Source organism: Bradyrhizobium sp. Kon56 (assembly GCF_055807635.1).
This window is the reverse complement of the sequence record NZ_JBVVOU010000009.1, coordinates 71,373-86,923: the sequence shown is the minus strand read 5'-3', so window position 1 is coordinate 86,923 and position 15,551 is coordinate 71,373. Positions and strand designations below refer to the sequence as shown.

Sequence of the window (15,551 nt, the reverse complement as noted above, 5' to 3'; positions counted from 1 at the left end):
TTCGCGCGCCGCTAACGCTTCCTCCGTCGATCCAGATGATACGTCAACGCCAGCGACAGGCAGACCGATAGGTCCTGCTTCGGCAGCTTGCCCGACACCGGCAACAGCAACGCCCTGGTCTGCCGATATTCGAACTGATCGGGAAAGCGTTCACGAAAGGTATCGACCAGCGTCGTCTTGCAGTTGAACAGAATCGCGGCGTGCGCGGAGTCCTTCAGGCGGCCGAGCCGGATCGTGCTGCCACTGCCGGTCTCTTCGGTCAGATAAGCAGGCTCGCCCCATTTCAACGTTTCGGTAAGACGGCCGATGCCTTCATGCGCCGCGGCGGCCGCGAAGATCAGCTCGCGTACCCAAAGCAGCCGCTTGCCGATCGGCGCCGGAAAAGCATCGTAGGCACGGCTTACCTCGCGCGGCAGCGGCGGCGCAGTCACCGCGGTCTCCTTCGATCGGCATGGTGTCGCCCTGGCGAAAGCCAGGACGACACCGATAGCTCAGATCATCCCCAGTGCTTGCATGTAGGTCTCGAGGATCGTCTCGGCCTCGGCGCGCTCGTTCGGGTCCTGCTTGCGCATGCGCACGATGGTGCGCAGCGCCTTGACGTCGTAGCCGTTGCCCTTGGCCTCGGCGAATACGTCGCGGATGTCGTCGGAGATCGCCTTCTTCTCTTCCTCCAACCGCTCGATGCGCTCGATGATGGACTTGAGCTGGTCCTTGGCAAATTTCGTCGCGGGCTCGTCGTCGCGGACGGCGGCGGAGGTGGCCATCTTGGTACTCCCAATGGAACTGGCAAAACGAGGTGACGCCGGCATCCTCACCGCGCGTGCTGGTTAGACCCTTAGGGTTCGGACCTCTCGCGTTCAAGGCAGCATCGCGCTCGTCCACAGCGCGCCCACACCTTCCTGCGGCGTGTCGAAGAAAGCGGTTGTGTGATGCGACTCAAAGGCACCGCATATCAGGCTGCCGGCGAGGCCGTTCAGTGCCCGGGATGAACCTTCTTCATGGCATCGAGCTGCTCAGGCGTGGCCGCGCCCTGGTATTTCGACTTCCAGGCCTCGTAGGGCATGCCATAGACGGCTTCCCGGCTCTCATCCTTGCTCAAGGCGACGCCCTGGGCGTCGGCGGCGTCCTTGAGCCAGTTCGACAGGCAGTTGCGGCAGAAGCCTGCGAGATTCATCAGGTCGATGTTCTGGACGTCCGTCCGCGTCTTCAAATGATCGACCAGGCGCCGGAAAGCGGCAGCCTCGAGTTCCGTTCTGGTTTTGTCGTCAATTGCCATGGCTGGATCCCTCGGCTTTGCGAATTGGCTGTGACCTTGATGGGTCACCCTTACGAGATCAGGTGGGGCCTGTCACAGATTTTGCCATATCGCGGCGCAAACGGGCGCGAAGCCGGCTTCAGGCAGTTCCCCGGGCCCTACGCCAAATCGTCAATGATCTGATATAGCTTCCGCGACAATGATCGCCGAATCTCCCCGCTCCCGTCTTCGCCTGCTCGCCCGGTTGGTCCCGGTGCTGGTGGTTGGCCTGCTGTGCCTCTGGGCCAGCCCGGCCTCCGCCGATTTCCGGCTCTGCAACAACACATCGAGCCGGGTCGGCATCGCGCTGGGCTACAAGGATGCCGAGGGCTGGACCACCGAAGGCTGGTGGAACATCTCATCGCGCTCCTGCGAGACCCTGCTGCGCGGAACTCTGGTGGCCCGCTTCTATTACATCTACGCCATCGACTATGACCGCGGCGGCGAATGGTCGGGCCAGGCTTTCATGTGCTCGCGCGATAAGGAGTTCACCATCCGCGGCACCGAGGATTGCCTTGCGCGCGGCTATGACCGGACCGGCTATTTCGAGGTCGATACCGGCGAGCAGCGGGCCTGGACGGTGCAGCTCACCGATGCCAACGAACAGCCGTCAAAGCAGCAGCGCGTGCCAGGCCTCCCCGGCCCGGTTGGCCCGGGGGTCCCGGGTTTGCCCAATGGCCCGCCCGGTGGTACGCCCCCCGCCGCGCCTGGCCTCCCGCCAGCTCCCTCGCCCCCGTCTGGAAATAAGCCATGAGGCGTCTTCGCCGTATCAAGATTCTCGCGACCCTTGGACCCGCTTCTTCGGACCTCGCGATGATCCGCCGCCTGTTCGAGGCCGGCGCCGACCTCTTCCGCATCAACATGAGCCACACCCCGCATGACAAGATGCGCGAGCTGGTGGCGACGATCCGCAACGTCGAGAGCAGCTATGGAAGGCCGATCGGCATTCTGGTCGATCTCCAGGGGCCAAAGCTCCGGCTCGGCGCCTTCGCCGAAGGCGCGGTCCAGCTCCAGAATGGCCAGACCTTCACGCTCGATTCCGACAAGGCGCCGGGCGACACCACCCGCGTCCAGCTCCCGCATCCGGAGATCCTGGCCGCGCTGCGGCCGGGCCATTCGCTGCTGCTCGACGACGGCAAGGTGCGGCTGATCGCCGAGGAGACCTCGAAGGAGCACGCGGTGACGCGCGTCGTGGTCGGCGGCCGGATGTCCGACCGCAAAGGCGTCAGCCTGCCCGACACCGACCTGCCGGTCTCGGCGATGACGCCGAAGGACCGCGCCGATCTCGAAGCGGCGCTGGTCACCGGCGTCGACTGGATCGCGCTGTCCTTCGTGCAGCGCGCCGACGACGTGCTCGAGGCCAAGAAGATGATCCGCGGCCGTGCGGCGGTGATGGCCAAGATCGAGAAGCCGCAGGCGATCGATCGCCTCGCCGACATCATCGACGCCTCCGACGCCCTGATGGTGGCGCGCGGCGACCTCGGCGTCGAGCTGCCGCTGGAACGCGTGCCGAGCCTGCAGAAGCAGATGACGCGCATGGCGCGGCGCGCCGGCAAGCCGGTGGTGATCGCGACCCAGATGCTGGAATCGATGATCCAGTCGCCGGTGCCGACCCGCGCCGAGGTCTCCGACGTCGCCACCGCCGTCTACGAAGGCGCCGACGCCATCATGCTGTCGGCGGAATCGGCGGCCGGCAAATTCCCGGTCGAGGCCGTCTCGACCATGAATCGCATCGGCGAGGAGGTCGAGCGCGACCCGATCTATCGCTCCGTCATCACCGCACAGCGCCCGGCCCCGGAAGCCACCGCCGGCGATGCCATCGCGGACGCTGCGCGGCAGATCGCCGAGACGCTCGACCTGCCGGCCCTGATCTGCTGGACCAGTTCGGGATCGACCGCCGTGCGCGTGGCGCGCGAGCGGCCGAAGCCGCCGATCGTGGCGATCACGCCGAACGTCGCGGCGGGACGCCGGCTGTCGGTCGTCTGGGGCATACATTGCGTGGTGGCAGAAGATGCGCGCGACCAGGACGACATGGTGAGCCGCGCCGGCCAGATCGCGTTCCGCGACGGCTTCGTCCGGGCGGGCCAGCGCGTGATCATCGTCGCCGGCGTGCCGCTCGGCATCCCCGGCACCACCAACATGGTGCGCATCGCCTCGGTCGGCCCCGAGGGCGAAGCGAATATCTAGCTCCGCCGGCACCCGGCAAACAAAAAATGTCGAAAACAACCCCATGCACAGTAGCCGGCGAGTCCGGCGGATGTGCTGAGGTTTTTTGAAAAGGCGAGCTCGAGCAACGGCCTGGGCGCGATCAGGTCCGCCGGTCGATCAGGATGACGTTTTAGGCCCCAACCAGCGCTTTCGCCGTCGGCAGCAGCGTCTGCTGCACGACGAGCCCCCTGGCGCGGGCGTCCATGACGCCGACCGCGCGGAGCGCCAGCAGCGTCACGGTCTGCACGGCATCGCGCATCCTGGCGGGATCGTCGAGATTGTCCGGCGCGAGCGGTCCGACCAGGGCCTCGTGCAGCGCGCCGAGCAGCGCGGTGGCAGCAAGGGCCGTGTCCTGCGCCGGCAGGTGGCCGGCGCGCACGGCGGCGTCGATCCGCGAGGCCATCTCACCCGCGATCTCGCGCCGGCTGGCGAGGCGTGAAGCGCTGACATCGACATCGACCGGCTCGGCCAGGATGCCCCAGGCGAGCCTGCGCTGTGACAGGGTATGGACAGCCACGGTGGTGACCGCCGCCGCCAGCGCCGAGGACGGCCCCGGCGCGGCATCGGCGGCTCGCCGGATCGCCGTGAGCTCGTCGCGGGAGACTTCGGCAATCAACTCGGAGATCAAATCGGCCTTGGAGGGGAAGTAGCGGTAGACCGTACCCGCAGCGACGCCGGCGCGAACCGCGACTGGCGCAATCTGCACCGCCGCCATCCCGCCTTCCGCCGCCGCCTCCCGCGCCGCCGCCAGTATCGCACTGCGCCGGGCCGCAAGGCGCTTCACCACTTGATGCGTCCGCCGATAAACCATGGCGCGCTTCCTGTCCCACACGCCGGTCGCACGCCTTGCGGCCGAACGCTTCGTCACTGATATCGCAAATCGCCCCGCAAGGACTGAACAACTATTCAGAGTGGATGACAAGGTGCAAATGCATGAAGCGTCACGCAAAAAAAACGCGAGCTCAAACAGCTAAAAACGTCGCGAACTGCTTTGGTGAAGGGGTAACCACGATCGTTACCGCCATCTTAAACCTGCTCCGCGACTGTGCTGCGGTATCGCGATCCCACCTCGGTGCAGCATGGTCGACACGGACGCCCGGACCGCCTGGCAGCTCTTCCACCTGAACTGGCTTCCCATCGCAGCCATGGGCGGCCTGCTGGCGCTGGGCCTCGCCTTCACCGGCCTGAGCCTCGAACCAGTCGCCTATTGGGTGACGCTGGCAGTTGCTGCAGTCTTGCTCGCGCTGGCCTATGGCCACCGCATCGTCAAAGGCGAGCTTGCCGACCCGAAGCTGCTGTTTTCGCTCGGAACGATCGGACAGATCATTCTCACCTGCGCCATCGTCGGACCGCTCAGCTATGTCGCGGCCAAGCTGAACTGGCCGCTGCAGGACCAGGCGCTGCTTGCGATCGACCGTGCACTCGGCCTCGATCCTGAACCGATCGCGCGATACGTCAACGACCATCCCTGGCTCGCGGACTGCCTGGCTCGCGGATATGGGCTGATCAAATTGCCGCTGCTCGGCATTCCCGTCGTGCTGGCACTGACGGCGCACTATATGCGGCTGCAATTGTTCATGCTCGCGATGAGCCTCGCGCTCGCGGTCACCATCGCGATCTCCGCCGTCGTGCCCGCGATCGGCACCTATTGGGGGCTGCAGCTGTCCGCCGCGCATTTTCCCGAAATCAACACCGCGGTCTATGCCGGGCAGTTGCGCGACATCCTCGCGCTTCGCGACGGTAGCCTGCACGAGCTCCAGTTGTTCTTCCTCGCCGGCATTGTCTCGTTTCCGAGCTTCCACGCCGCATCCGCCGTGCTCTACATGTGGGCGCTGTGGCCGGTGCGCGGCCTCGGCGGCATCGCGGCTGCGCTCAATCTGCTGATGATTGCGGCAACACCGGTGATCGGCGCGCATTACGTCATCGACGTCGCCGGCGGAATCGCAGTCGCCGCAGCGTCGATCTGGGCGGCGAAATTCTATCTCGAATGGCACCGCCGCGCGCAGCAGACGTCTGCCGCGCCTGCGCCGTCGGCGGTCTGGCAGCCCGGCCTCGCGGAATGACAGCCGACAAGTTGCCCTAGGGTCCGCGCGTAGCGGCGTGCCCGCCGGCAACTTTCAATGTTCAATGTTTTCGACGGTGGGAACGCCTGCGCTTTCGGAGCCGCGGCAGACGCTTTGCCGCCCTACAAGCTTGCTACAGCTTCACAACTTCTCAGATCCGGAAATCGTCCGCCAAAAGAAAAGAGCCCCGTCAAGGGGCTCTTTGAATTCGCGATTCGTACAGCGTTACTTGAGGCTGCTCGAGATCGAGGTGAACTTGGCGTTCAACGTGGTGCCCAGGTTATTGACGACAGTGATGATCGCCAGCGCAATGCCGGCGGCGATCAGACCGTATTCAATAGCGGTGGCGCCGGATTCATCTTTCGCAAAACGCGCAACGAGGTTCTTCATAAAGAGCTCCAAATGAGTACACGAGGCTACAACTGATCTGGTCTTTTGGGCTTCCCAGCGCCGCTTGACCATGGAACCGAACGTAGAGGCAAAGAATTGCGCCGCAGTTAATTCGACTGCGGAAACACAGAGCGGTTTGCGTGTGTGCGTCGATGGTAAACCGAAATCTAAAACGATCCGTTAAATTGTCGAGACATCAAGCCGGCCCCGCCTCACCGGTTTACCCGGAATTATGACCGCCGTGGTCCAATGTCGATCGCTCGGCACAACGACAAAAACACCAGGACGACGAGGCGGCATGTCCCTTTCCTTTGCCAACAGCATCACGGTGCAGGGTCGTGCGCGAGCCCTGGTGCCGCTGTGCGTCGGTGCGGGCGCCTATCTCTTCTTCGTGTATGTCGGAGACACGCTGCTTCAGGACTCCGACTCGCTCTGGCAGATCAAGATCGGACAATGGATCCTCGATCACCAGGCGCTTCCCTACACGGACTTCTATTCCTTCACCCGTCCGGGGGCGCCCTGGGTTTCGACCTCATGGCTGTCGCAGGTCCTGTTCGCCCTCTCCTATGCGCAATGGGATTGGGCCGGCCCGGTGATCCTCACCGCGCTTGCGGTCGCATTGTCGGCGGCGATGCTGGTCGGCCTGCTCGAGGCCCATCTGGAAATTCCGCGAGCGGTCCTGTTCGCGATGTTCGCGCTGTTGCTGTCGCTGCACCACGTTCTGGCGCGGCCACACATGCTGGCGCTGCCCGTGATGATCGCGTGGGTCGGCGTATTGATGGCCGCAGCCGACCGCAAGGGCGCCCCGTCATGGTACTGGCTGCCGCTAATGTCCCTGTGGTCGAACCTGCATGGCGGCTTCGTGCTGGGCCTGGCGCTGATCGGCCCGATGTCATTTGTGGCGCTCTGGGGCATGGAGTCCGGCAAGCAGGTCCGACTGCTGTCGCGCTGGTTCCTGTTCGGTGTTGCGGCACTCGCCGCAAGCTGCGTCACGCCTTATGGCTGGCGCACATTGCTCGGCGCGATCAACATCCTCAATCTGGGCGAGCTGCTGACGATCATCTCCGAGTGGGCGCCCGCGAACTTCGCCTCCTTCAACGCATTCGAAGGCGCGCTGTTCGGCCTGATTGCGATCGGGCTGTATCGCGGCCTGACGCTCTCGCCCCCGCGTATTCTTCTGATCCTGCTTCTGACCTGGATGGCGCTCACCCACGTCAGGAGCATCGAGGCCTTCGCCTTCCTGGTGCCGCTGGTGCTGGCCAAGCCCCTCGGCGAACGGTCTGCGCTGCCGCAGCCTGGCACGCAGGGCGGCGAGAGTTGGGCTGCCCGTTACGTCACCGCCACAGGCGCGCTGATGATCGTGGCCGCAGGCTGGACCTCGACCTCACTCTACATGGCGCATCACCGCTTCACCTTCACGATGGATCAGACACCGGTCGCCGCCGTCGATCTGCTCGAGAAACGCAAGGCGCAACGCATCTTCAACGCCTACCAGTTCGGCGGCTATCTGATCTCGCGTGACATCCCGGTCTTCATCGACGGCCGCGCCGAGCTCTACGGCGAAACCTTCGCCATGGACGTCTTCAAGGCCGTGGAGCTCAAGAAGCTCGACAGTCTGACGCGGCTGCTCGACGCGTACCAGATCGACGCCACGCTCATGGTCGCGGACGCACCGGCCGCCCAGGTGCTGGACCACATCAAGGGCTGGAAGCGGCTCTACGCGGACAACATCGCCGTGATCCACGTGCGAACCGGCGGCACAGAGGCCGGCGCGATGCCGGAAGCGGAGTCCTCGAGGGAAGCCGTCAAGTGAGCGCGTCAGCTCAGCAGCCGATATCCGGTCCATCGCGCCGCTGGATCGGAATTCCTCTCGTGATGCTGCCAGCGTTTTCGATCGCAACGCTCTTCGCCTGGGGCGTCCTGATCTCCACCTTCACCCATCCCGGTTGGATCGGGCTGAACCACGTCGCTCCCGGCACCGACTGGATGGTGTTTTACGGCGCCGTCAGATCGTTGCTCGCCGGCAATCTTGCGCTGGTCACCGATGGTGACGCGTTCACGGCCTATCTCAACCAGTCGTTCGCATCATGGCTCACGGTGCCTCTGGAGTTCCGCCCATGGTTCTATCCGCCCGGCTTCCTCGTTCTGCTGCTGCCATTCGCGCCGCTTGGCTTCATCGGCTCCTATGTCGCATTCCAGGCCGCGACCGCAGGCTTCCTGGCCTGGGCGCTTCGCAACCGGTCCGATCAGCCGCAACTGACGCCCTACATCATCGCGGCCGTGCTGGTCTCGCCATCGGCATCTCTCAACCTGGCCGATGGACAATGCGCCTTTCTCGTTGCCGCACTGCTGGTCGCGGGCGTCAGGCTGCTCGGACCGCGACCGCTCCTGGCCGGGGCAATCCTCGGGCTGCTGAGTTTCAAGCCGCAATTCTTCCTGCTCGTCCCGCTCGCGCTAATGGGGGCGCGCCGCTATGGCAGCCTGTGCGCTGCTGCATGCTCGGCATTCGCATTGGCGGCTGCAAGTGCCATGATTTTTGGCGTCGAATTGTGGCTCTGGTGGATACCGCAGGCGTACAACAATCTGGTCAGCCCCGACGCGAAATGGCTGGCCTATGGCCGCATCTGGGGTCACAGCGTGTGGGCCTGCGCGATGCTGCTAGGCCTGCCGGAGCGGCTGGCCTCCATCCTGCAGCTGGCCGCGATCCTTTCGAGCGCGGCGGCAACGCTCGCGGTCTTTCGCTCCTCGCTCCGTACCAACAACAAGCTGATCGTACTGCTTGCGGCAACCGTGCTGGCAGCCCCGCATTCGGGCCCTTATGACGCGACGCTGCTGACGGTCGCCGTCGTGCTGTGGCTTGCCGCATCGATCGATGCTCCACGCTTTCGCGACTGGCTGATCGGGCTCGGCATCTGGATGGTGCCGTTGCTCAGCCCGGCGGTGTATATTCCGGCGGGACGACTATCGCCGCTCCTCATCGTCGCTCTCATCGGCGTCGTGTTCGGCGCGTTGCGCAGTCCGGCAGGGTCTGGCGAGCCGGCAATGTCGCCGCATTCCTGAATCCAATCTGCGGCTGGCGATGCGGGCGCCGAAGTGATGACGCAAACTCCAGAGCGTGTGCCACCACTTCTAGCGTGATTGGCGAGAGATGGTGGGCGCGGCGCTTAGGCACCTTTGCCTGCCGTACTTCTGAGTTTCCAGTGCAACTGCATCAAAATCGTCAATGCGAGCGCAGTGAAGCAAATCCAGACTGTCACCGCGGATCTATTCTGGATTTCTTCGCTGCGCTCGCAATGACGGGGCGCTGAGTTGGCACCACCCGCAAATCACCATCACCAACAAAAAACGCGGCGTTTCCGCCGCGTTTTTCAATTCGATCTGCCGTACGCGATTACGCCTGCGGCTGCGGCTCCAGGCCGGGATCCGGATCGGGTCGCGGGCGCGACTTGCCGGCCGGCGGCACGGCCGAGGCGCGCGGTGTGGTCGGCTCGAGCACGGATTCGCGGTTCGGCTTCTTGCCCTTGAGCAGGTCGATGATCTCGTCGCCGGAGAGCGTCTCGAATTCGAGCAGGCCCTTGGCGAGAGCTTCGAGATCGGCGCGCTTCTCGGTGAGAATACGCGTTGCCTCGTTATAGCCTTCTTCGACGAAGCGCCGGATCTCGGTATCGATCTTCTGAACCGTCGCTTCCGATGCGTTCTGGGTGCGCGACACCGACATGCCCAGGAAAACCTCGTCCTGATTCTCGCCGTAGGACACGGTACCGAGCGCCTCGGACAGGCCCCAGCGCGTCACCATCATGCGCGCCAGACGCGTCGCCTGTTCGATGTCGGACGACGCACCCGAGGTTACCTTCTCGCGACCGAAGATCAGCTCTTCGGCGACGCGGCCACCCATCATGATGGCAAGGCGCGAGGTCATCTGCTCCAGCGACATCGACAGCTTGTCACGCTCGGGCAACTGCATGACCATACCCAGCGCACGCCCGCGCGGAATGATGGTCGCCTTGTGGATCGGATCGGTCGCGACGACGTTGAGGCCGACGATGGCGTGGCCGCCCTCGTGATAGGCCGTCAGCAGCTTCTCTTCCTCGGTCATGACGAGCGACTTGCGCTCGGCGCCCATCATCACCTTGTCCTTGGCTTCCTCGAACTCGGCCTGGGTCACCATCCGCTTGTTGCGGCGGGCGGCGGTGAGCGCGGCTTCGTTGACGAGGTTCATCAGGTCGGCGCCGGAGAAACCCGGGGTGCCGCGCGCGATGGTCTTGAGGTTGATATCCGGCGCCAGCGGCACCTTGCGGACGTGGACCTTGAGGATCTGCTCGCGGCCGACGACGTCCGGGTTGGGCACCACGACCTGACGGTCGAAGCGGCCGGGACGCAGCAGCGCGGGATCGAGCACGTCGGGACGGTTGGTCGCGGCGATCAGGATCACGCCCTCGTTGGCCTCGAAGCCGTCCATCTCGACCAGCAACTGGTTCAGCGTCTGCTCGCGCTCGTCATTGCCGCCGCCGAGGCCGGCGCCACGGTGACGACCGACGGCGTCGATTTCGTCGATGAAGATGATGCAGGGCGCGTTCTTCTTAGCCTGCTCGAACATGTCGCGGACGCGGCTGGCGCCCACGCCGACGAACATCTCGACGAAGTCAGAACCCGAAATGGTGAAGAACGGCACGTTGGCTTCGCCCGCGACCGCACGCGCGATCAGGGTCTTGCCGGTGCCGGGAGGTCCGACCAGCAGCACGCCGCGCGGAATTCGGCCGCCGAGGCGCTGGAATTTGCCGGGGTCGCGCAGGAATTCGACGATCTCCTGCAGGTCCTGCTTGGCCTCGTCGACGCCCGCGACGTCCTCGAAGGTGACGCGGCCATGCGCTTCAGTCAGCATTTTTGCGCGCGACTTGCCGAAGCCCATCGCCTTGCCGGCGCCGCCCTGCATCTGCCGCGACAGGAAGATCCACACGCCGATCAGCGCGATGAAGGGCAGCCAGGAGACCAGCAGCGAGACGAACCACGGCACGTTGTCGCCGGGCGGCTTCGCAGTGATCTGCACCTTGCTGTCATAGAGGCGCTTCACGAGCGTCGGATCGCTCGGCGCATAGGTCTGGAAGCTCGAGCCGTTGGTGAAGGTGCCGTGAATGTCCGGCCCCTGGATTACGACGTCGCGCACATTGCCGCGGTCAACCTCGCTCAGGAGCTGGGAGAAGGCGATGTCCTGCGAGGAGGCGCGCTGACCCGGATTCTGGAAGAGCGTGAACAACGCCAACAGCAGCAGGACAATGATGACCCAGAGGGCGAAATTGCGCAGATTGGCGTTCATCGATCTTCCTTCGTGGTCGCGCGGATCGCGGCCTGAGCCTTGGGCAGTTATTTGGGCAGCGCGAGGAAATCCCCAAGGAATCCTCTCGGTTAGACGCATACAATCTAGGTGTCGCTCCGGTCGCTGCCAAGGGAACGAGATGGGACTATTTAGCCCATCTTAGTCCGATTCCCGCTGAAATAATGGCGCTCGGGTCCGGGTTTTTCCTGCCTGGTTAAGGTGTCCTCACGGCGCGGTCTCGAAACGGCCGGTGCCATGATCCGCCCTTATCCACCCTTGATCCACCCTTGCGCCGGGCCGGCGCCGGGGCGATGCGGATACGTCCCCCGGCAAGGCTGATCAAGGCTCCCGCAAGCGTCTGCTTCAGGGCCGGCCGGCCATTTGCGGGTGCGCGGGCACTTGCGGCAATGGCCTGATCGAGCACGGCCAGGAGGGATTCGACCTTGCCGAGTTCCGCCGGCCCCTCATGCCCGAACGCGTTGATGGCCCGCAGCAGGATCCGCAGCCGGACCTCCTCCGGCAGGGCGGCAAACCCGGAGGCCTCGAAGCTTCGAACGCCGGCCTGCGGCGCATCGCCGCGATCCCGCAAACGGAGGAAGCGCTCGGCTCCATCGGTCAGCACCTCGACGGCCAAATTGGCGCGCGCCAGCCTTGCCGCGAGCCGAGCCAGGCTGCGGGCATCACCGCCCTCCGCCGCGAGCTGCGGCAGCAGCGCACGCAGCCGCGGCCGGGTAAAGGCAGCGTCGTGGTTGGTGGGATCGTCGGCAAAGCCGATCTTCGCCCGCTTCAAGGTCGCGATCAGCTGCGACTTCGGAACATCGAGCAGTGGACGCGCAAGAACGACGCCGTCGCGCTCGGTGAGACGGGCCATCGCCGACAGCCCGGCTAATCCGCTGCCGCGCACAAGCCGCATCAACAGGGTCTCGGCCTGGTCGTCGCGGGTGTGGGCGGTCAGCACGTGGCTCGCACCGGCGAGGCGCGCGGCCTGCACAAGCAGGCGGTAGCGAGCTTCGCGCGCGGCGGCCGGCAGTCCCGTTTTCGGCTTTGCCCCGCGCCAGCGCACGGTCCGGTGCTGCAGGCCAAGCCCGGTTGCGAGACGCTTGACCTCGCGCGCCTCGCGCGCCGCCTCCGGCCGCAAGCCGTGGTCGATGGTGACTACGGTGAGACGCGGGCCGCGCGAAAGGCTGCGATGCCAGCGCGCCGCAAGCCACATCAGCGCCACCGAGTCGGGCCCGCCGGAGACCGCGAGCAGCAGTCCCTGCGCGCCTTTCAGGCCTGCGAAGAGGCGCTTGGCCTCACGCGCCGAGATCGGTGAATTGTCCTCTGACATGACACTGCAATCGTCCGCGGATGGACACTGTTTAGCGCAGCGCCATCCGTCTTGTCAGGATCAATCGCCGCGCCTCAGCACTTCACCCGCTTCTGCTCGCGGTCGACCGCAGCTTTGACGCCGGCGGAAGCGCGCGGATATTTGCGACCGACTTCACCGAAGGCGGCACACGCCGCCTCCTTCTCCTTCAGCGCCGCCAGCGACTGGCCGAGCCGCAGCAGGGCATCCGGTGCCTTGGCGGATTTGTCGTATTTCGTGGTGACGGCGAGGAAGGCTTCCGCGGAGTCGCGATATTGCTGGCGCTGGAAATAGCTCTCGCCGAGCCAGTATTGCGCGTCACCGAGCAGCGGGTCGCTCGGATATTTCTGCGAGAAATTCTTCATGGTCTGCTCGGCCAGCGCATAGTCCTTGCGCTGCATGTAGCCGATTCCGAGGTCGAATTCGTCGCGCGGCGTTGCCGAGGGCGGCAGGGTCGCAAGGCCCGTGCCGCCTGATGGCGCGGGAGAGCCGGATGAGACCGGCGGATAGCCGGGCTGCGCAGCCTGAGGCCCGACCGCCTGCGGATAGCGGGGGCCGCTGTTGGCGAGATCAAGCGGTTCGCCGGCGCCACGGCCGCCGGGCGCGCCGCTCGGGGCACCTGCAGGCATCGGTTGCTGCCCGCCGCCGAGCGCGCGCGGCGCACCCGGCGCATTCGGACTCTGGTTCGGGTCGAAGGCATCGCCGCGGCGGCGCGTGCCCGGCGCGCCGGGCGCAGGCTGCTCCTGAACGATCGGTGCCGGAGAGGCGATCTGCGGCTGCTCGTAATTCGGCTGGGCCGCTTGCTGGTGCGGCGGCTGCTGGCGATAGGCCGGCGCGGCTTGTGCGGGCGGCATGGCCGCGACATTGGGCTGGACCGGCGTCTGGCCGGGCGAAGCTTGCGCGCCGCCCTCGAGCGCTCGCAGCCGCTCTTCGAGCTGGCGGTTGCGATATTGCAGCTCTTCGTTCTGGCCGGTGAGCTGGCGCAGCTGGTTCTCCAGCCGCTCGATCCGCATCTCGGGATCTGCATCGTCCGATTGTGCGAGGGCGGGCGAGCACAACGAAAGCAGCGCGGCGATCGCCACGGTGCCGGTGAAGACCTTAAATCTGGATGACATCTTGCCCTGACGACGAAAGCGAAATGGCCTGCGACCGAACATTCGACGCGCCACACATTGAAGGGGAGTACGCCAAAACTGTGACTGTAACAAACGGGTTTCTGTCACAGATCGCTGAAACGAAACCGGCGCCCGAGAGGGCGCCGGCATAATCGCTATCTGAAGATGAACGGCGCCTGACCGATCGTCAGGAGCTCGCGTTCAGCACGGTGACGGCGCGGCGGTTCTGCGACCAGCAGGAGATGTCGTTGCAAACGGCCACCGGCCGCTCCTTGCCGTACGAGATCGTGCGCATGCGGTTCGGATCGATGCCGCGCGAGGCGAGGAACGAACGCACCGATTGGGCGCGGCGAGCGCCGAGCGCGATGTTGTATTCGCGGGTGCCGCGTTCGTCGGCATGACCTTCGACGGTGAAGCTGTAGCGCGGATAGCTCTGGAGCCACTGCGCCTGCTTCTCCAGGGTCACGATCGCCTGCGGGGTCAGATCGGTCTGGTCGCTTTCGAAGAACACGCGGTCGCCGACATTGACGACGAAGTCTTGCTGGCTGCCCGGCGTCGCCGCGTTGGCCATCGCATCCGTGGCAGAGTTCTTGTTGGCGCAGGCACCCATCGACAACGCGACGGCAAGCACCGCGGCCAGCTTCAATCCCTGGAGGATGCGCATAGGATGTTTCATTCCGGAGCCTCCACGCTCACGTTTCGTCCACTGCTGTCCGGTCTACAGGGGGTTGGTTAAGCGAACGTTCCGTCAACCTTGATGGAACCTTGCCACAGCCGGTCAAATGCCCCCAACCAGCGAAAAGCAACCGTCATGGTTAATGGGTTGTAAATGTGGCGCGACGGTGAAGGCAAGCCGCAACGACCGGCAAAAACCGCGGCCTTTGCTGGAATTTTAGGCTCCTCGCGTGGGGGCCTAGCGGGCAGAACCCGTTGCCGAGACGGCTACGTCCGGGGGCCGCTGCGTGGCCAGCGACACCGGGCGCGCGGCAGCCTGGCGGGGGCTGCTGCGTTGAAACAGCATGCGCCGCTCAAACGCGCTGGAACGCATGATCGGAAAGCGCGTCAGGACCTTTTCCCGCTGGTTCCGGAAATCGGACGCCATCAGCACGGCCTTCTTGGTGGGCCAGCCCGGAAACCCGCGTGGCTCCGGTGAAATGGTCTCGTGCAGGAAGATGCGACGATAAAACGCCTGGTGGTCGGTCCGGATCATGGCCAGCCCGGTATCGGCGTTGAAATGATCGCAGGCCACAAAGGCCAGCCGCACCGTCAGATAGGGCAGCTCCGGAAAACGCTGGTGCTTTTCGGGATCGGCAACAAACCGGCATGGATCGATGAGAACTTCGCCGCGGTCGAGGCGGGGATGCAGGACGTCGCCAAACACTTCGGTCGTGTAGGACATCCGCCAGTCCGACGTCAGGACGTGAATGCGAACGGAGCTGCAGAGCTCTCCATCGACATAGACCCCGAAATTCCAGGTGTTGGGCGCATCGTCGAAGCGATCGGTTACGCGCCGCGACTCCGACGGCTCGATCAGACCGGCGTGCAGATAGGCCCGGTACCGCATCAAATAGAGGTTGTCTCGGTCCTCGGGAGTTTCGATCAGGCGGTAATCGATGCGGTCAAACAGAGCGGCTCCCCGCGGAAGGAGCACCGTTTGCGGTTCAGCTCCAGACGTCATCCAGTACCCCTACACTCCAAAGCAACTTCTGCGAGTGTGAGGAGATTAATGGTTCATTAACGGAATTGCAAAGGCTTAGAAACGTTAGGGTTAACCTTTGCAGCCCGCAAAAACACGGGCGAACGAGAGCTAAATGCGTTG

15 protein-coding genes are annotated in these 15,551 nt (G+C 64.8%); 5 read left to right on the top strand and 10 right to left on the bottom strand.

What is annotated here, in order from left to right:
* Positions 1–11: 11 nt before the first annotated feature.
* From AC0L3B_RS16740 to AC0L3B_RS16730, 3 genes are all read right to left on the bottom strand, one after another.
* On the bottom strand, positions 12–431 hold the full coding sequence (locus AC0L3B_RS16740; protein ID WP_085395168.1) for a hypothetical protein: 420 nt from the start codon (positions 429–431) through the stop codon (positions 12–14).
* 60 nt (positions 432–491) lie between these two features.
* Positions 492–764, bottom strand: a complete 273-nt coding sequence (locus AC0L3B_RS16735; RefSeq protein ID WP_007596286.1) for a DUF2312 domain-containing protein — start codon at positions 762–764, stop codon at positions 492–494.
* Positions 765–973: 209 nt separating this feature from the next.
* Complete coding sequence (locus AC0L3B_RS16730; protein ID WP_007596287.1) at positions 974–1,276, bottom strand: DUF1244 domain-containing protein; 303 nt, start codon at positions 1,274–1,276, stop codon at positions 974–976.
* Positions 1,277–1,454: 178 nt separating this feature from the next.
* On the opposite strand from AC0L3B_RS16730, the gene AC0L3B_RS16725 reads away from it, so the two are divergent.
* Positions 1,455–2,048, top strand: a complete 594-nt coding sequence (locus tag AC0L3B_RS16725; RefSeq protein ID WP_085359459.1) for a DUF1036 domain-containing protein — start codon at positions 1,455–1,457, stop codon at positions 2,046–2,048.
* Positions 2,045–3,481: a pyruvate kinase gene (gene pyk, locus AC0L3B_RS16720; RefSeq protein ID WP_027570348.1), complete on the top strand. Its 1,437-nt coding sequence runs from the start codon at positions 2,045–2,047 to the stop codon at positions 3,479–3,481. The genes AC0L3B_RS16725 and pyk overlap by 4 nt, the downstream gene beginning before the upstream one ends.
* A gap of 151 nt (positions 3,482–3,632) precedes the next feature.
* On the opposite strand, the gene AC0L3B_RS16715 is transcribed toward pyk, so the two are convergent.
* Positions 3,633–4,313, bottom strand: coding sequence for a helix-turn-helix domain-containing protein (locus AC0L3B_RS16715; protein ID WP_026232596.1), 681 nt, complete (start codon positions 4,311–4,313; stop codon positions 3,633–3,635).
* A gap of 268 nt (positions 4,314–4,581) precedes the next feature.
* Between AC0L3B_RS16715 and AC0L3B_RS16710 the strand changes: the two genes are divergently transcribed.
* Complete coding sequence (locus AC0L3B_RS16710) at positions 4,582–5,565, top strand: phosphatase PAP2 family protein (protein WP_473380748.1); 984 nt, start codon at positions 4,582–4,584, stop codon at positions 5,563–5,565.
* Positions 5,566–5,790: 225 nt separating this feature from the next.
* Here AC0L3B_RS16710 and AC0L3B_RS16705 read toward each other — a convergent pair whose 3' ends face one another.
* Positions 5,791–5,955: a Flp family type IVb pilin gene (locus tag AC0L3B_RS16705; RefSeq protein ID WP_007614256.1), complete on the bottom strand. Its 165-nt coding sequence runs from the start codon at positions 5,953–5,955 to the stop codon at positions 5,791–5,793.
* Between the two features lie 298 nt (positions 5,956–6,253).
* Here AC0L3B_RS16705 and AC0L3B_RS16700 point away from each other — a divergent pair, with 298 nt between their 5' ends.
* Together AC0L3B_RS16700 and AC0L3B_RS16695 are read left to right on the top strand one after the other, a co-directional pair.
* Positions 6,254–7,768 carry a hypothetical protein gene (locus tag AC0L3B_RS16700; RefSeq protein WP_085359463.1) on the top strand — a complete coding sequence of 505 codons (1,515 nt, stop codon included), beginning with the start codon at positions 6,254–6,256 and terminating at the stop codon, positions 7,766–7,768.
* Between the two features lie 62 nt (positions 7,769–7,830).
* On the top strand, positions 7,831–9,015 hold the full coding sequence (locus AC0L3B_RS16695; RefSeq protein ID WP_473380747.1) for a glycosyltransferase family 87 protein: 1,185 nt from the start codon (positions 7,831–7,833) through the stop codon (positions 9,013–9,015).
* 331 nt (positions 9,016–9,346) lie between these two features.
* Here the strand turns inward: AC0L3B_RS16695 and ftsH are convergent, their stop codons facing one another.
* From ftsH to AC0L3B_RS16670, 5 genes are all read right to left on the bottom strand, one after another.
* Positions 9,347–11,269 carry an ATP-dependent zinc metalloprotease FtsH gene (gene ftsH / locus AC0L3B_RS16690; RefSeq protein WP_007596301.1) on the bottom strand — a complete coding sequence of 641 codons (1,923 nt, stop codon included), beginning with the start codon at positions 11,267–11,269 and terminating at the stop codon, positions 9,347–9,349.
* Between the two features lie 214 nt (positions 11,270–11,483).
* Positions 11,484–12,599, bottom strand: a complete 1,116-nt coding sequence (gene tilS, locus AC0L3B_RS16685; protein WP_473380746.1) for a tRNA lysidine(34) synthetase TilS — start codon at positions 12,597–12,599, stop codon at positions 11,484–11,486.
* Positions 12,600–12,673: 74 nt separating this feature from the next.
* Positions 12,674–13,732: a tol-pal system protein YbgF gene (gene ybgF / locus AC0L3B_RS16680; RefSeq protein WP_018453795.1), complete on the bottom strand. Its 1,059-nt coding sequence runs from the start codon at positions 13,730–13,732 to the stop codon at positions 12,674–12,676.
* A gap of 187 nt (positions 13,733–13,919) precedes the next feature.
* Positions 13,920–14,408: a peptidoglycan-associated lipoprotein Pal gene (gene pal, locus AC0L3B_RS16675; protein WP_026232595.1), complete on the bottom strand. Its 489-nt coding sequence runs from the start codon at positions 14,406–14,408 to the stop codon at positions 13,920–13,922.
* A gap of 237 nt (positions 14,409–14,645) precedes the next feature.
* A complete protein-coding gene (locus tag AC0L3B_RS16670) occupies positions 14,646–15,410 on the bottom strand; it encodes an N-acyl amino acid synthase FeeM domain-containing protein (RefSeq protein WP_026232594.1) in 765 nt (254 codons plus the stop codon).
* Between the last annotated feature and the right edge of the window lie 141 nt (positions 15,411–15,551).

Bases quoted from the DNA above. Each gene is read 5' to 3' on its own strand.
- AC0L3B_RS16735 (WP_007596286.1), bottom strand. From the start codon at position 764: ATGGCCACCTCCGCCGCCGTCCGCGACGACGAGCCCGCGACGAAATTT.
- AC0L3B_RS16730 (WP_007596287.1), bottom strand. From the start codon at position 1,276: ATGGCAATTGACGACAAAACCAGAACGGAACTCGAGGCTGCCGCTTTC.
- AC0L3B_RS16725 (WP_085359459.1), top strand. From the start codon at position 1,455: ATGATCGCCGAATCTCCCCGCTCCCGTCTTCGCCTGCTCGCCCGGTTG.
- pyk (WP_027570348.1), top strand. From the start codon at position 2,045: ATGAGGCGTCTTCGCCGTATCAAGATTCTCGCGACCCTTGGACCCGCT.
- AC0L3B_RS16715 (WP_026232596.1), bottom strand. From the start codon at position 4,313: ATGGTTTATCGGCGGACGCATCAAGTGGTGAAGCGCCTTGCGGCCCGG.
- AC0L3B_RS16710 (WP_473380748.1), top strand. From the start codon at position 4,582: ATGGTCGACACGGACGCCCGGACCGCCTGGCAGCTCTTCCACCTGAAC.
- AC0L3B_RS16705 (WP_007614256.1), bottom strand. From the start codon at position 5,955: ATGAAGAACCTCGTTGCGCGTTTTGCGAAAGATGAATCCGGCGCCACC.
- AC0L3B_RS16700 (WP_085359463.1), top strand. From the start codon at position 6,254: ATGTCCCTTTCCTTTGCCAACAGCATCACGGTGCAGGGTCGTGCGCGA.
- AC0L3B_RS16695 (WP_473380747.1), top strand. From the start codon at position 7,831: ATGCTGCCAGCGTTTTCGATCGCAACGCTCTTCGCCTGGGGCGTCCTG.
- ftsH (WP_007596301.1), bottom strand. From the start codon at position 11,269: ATGAACGCCAATCTGCGCAATTTCGCCCTCTGGGTCATCATTGTCCTG.
- tilS (WP_473380746.1), bottom strand. From the start codon at position 12,599: ATGTCAGAGGACAATTCACCGATCTCGGCGCGTGAGGCCAAGCGCCTC.
- ybgF (WP_018453795.1), bottom strand. From the start codon at position 13,732: ATGTCATCCAGATTTAAGGTCTTCACCGGCACCGTGGCGATCGCCGCG.
- pal (WP_026232595.1), bottom strand. From the start codon at position 14,408: ATGAAACATCCTATGCGCATCCTCCAGGGATTGAAGCTGGCCGCGGTG.
- AC0L3B_RS16670 (WP_026232594.1), bottom strand. From the start codon at position 15,410: ATGACGTCTGGAGCTGAACCGCAAACGGTGCTCCTTCCGCGGGGAGCC.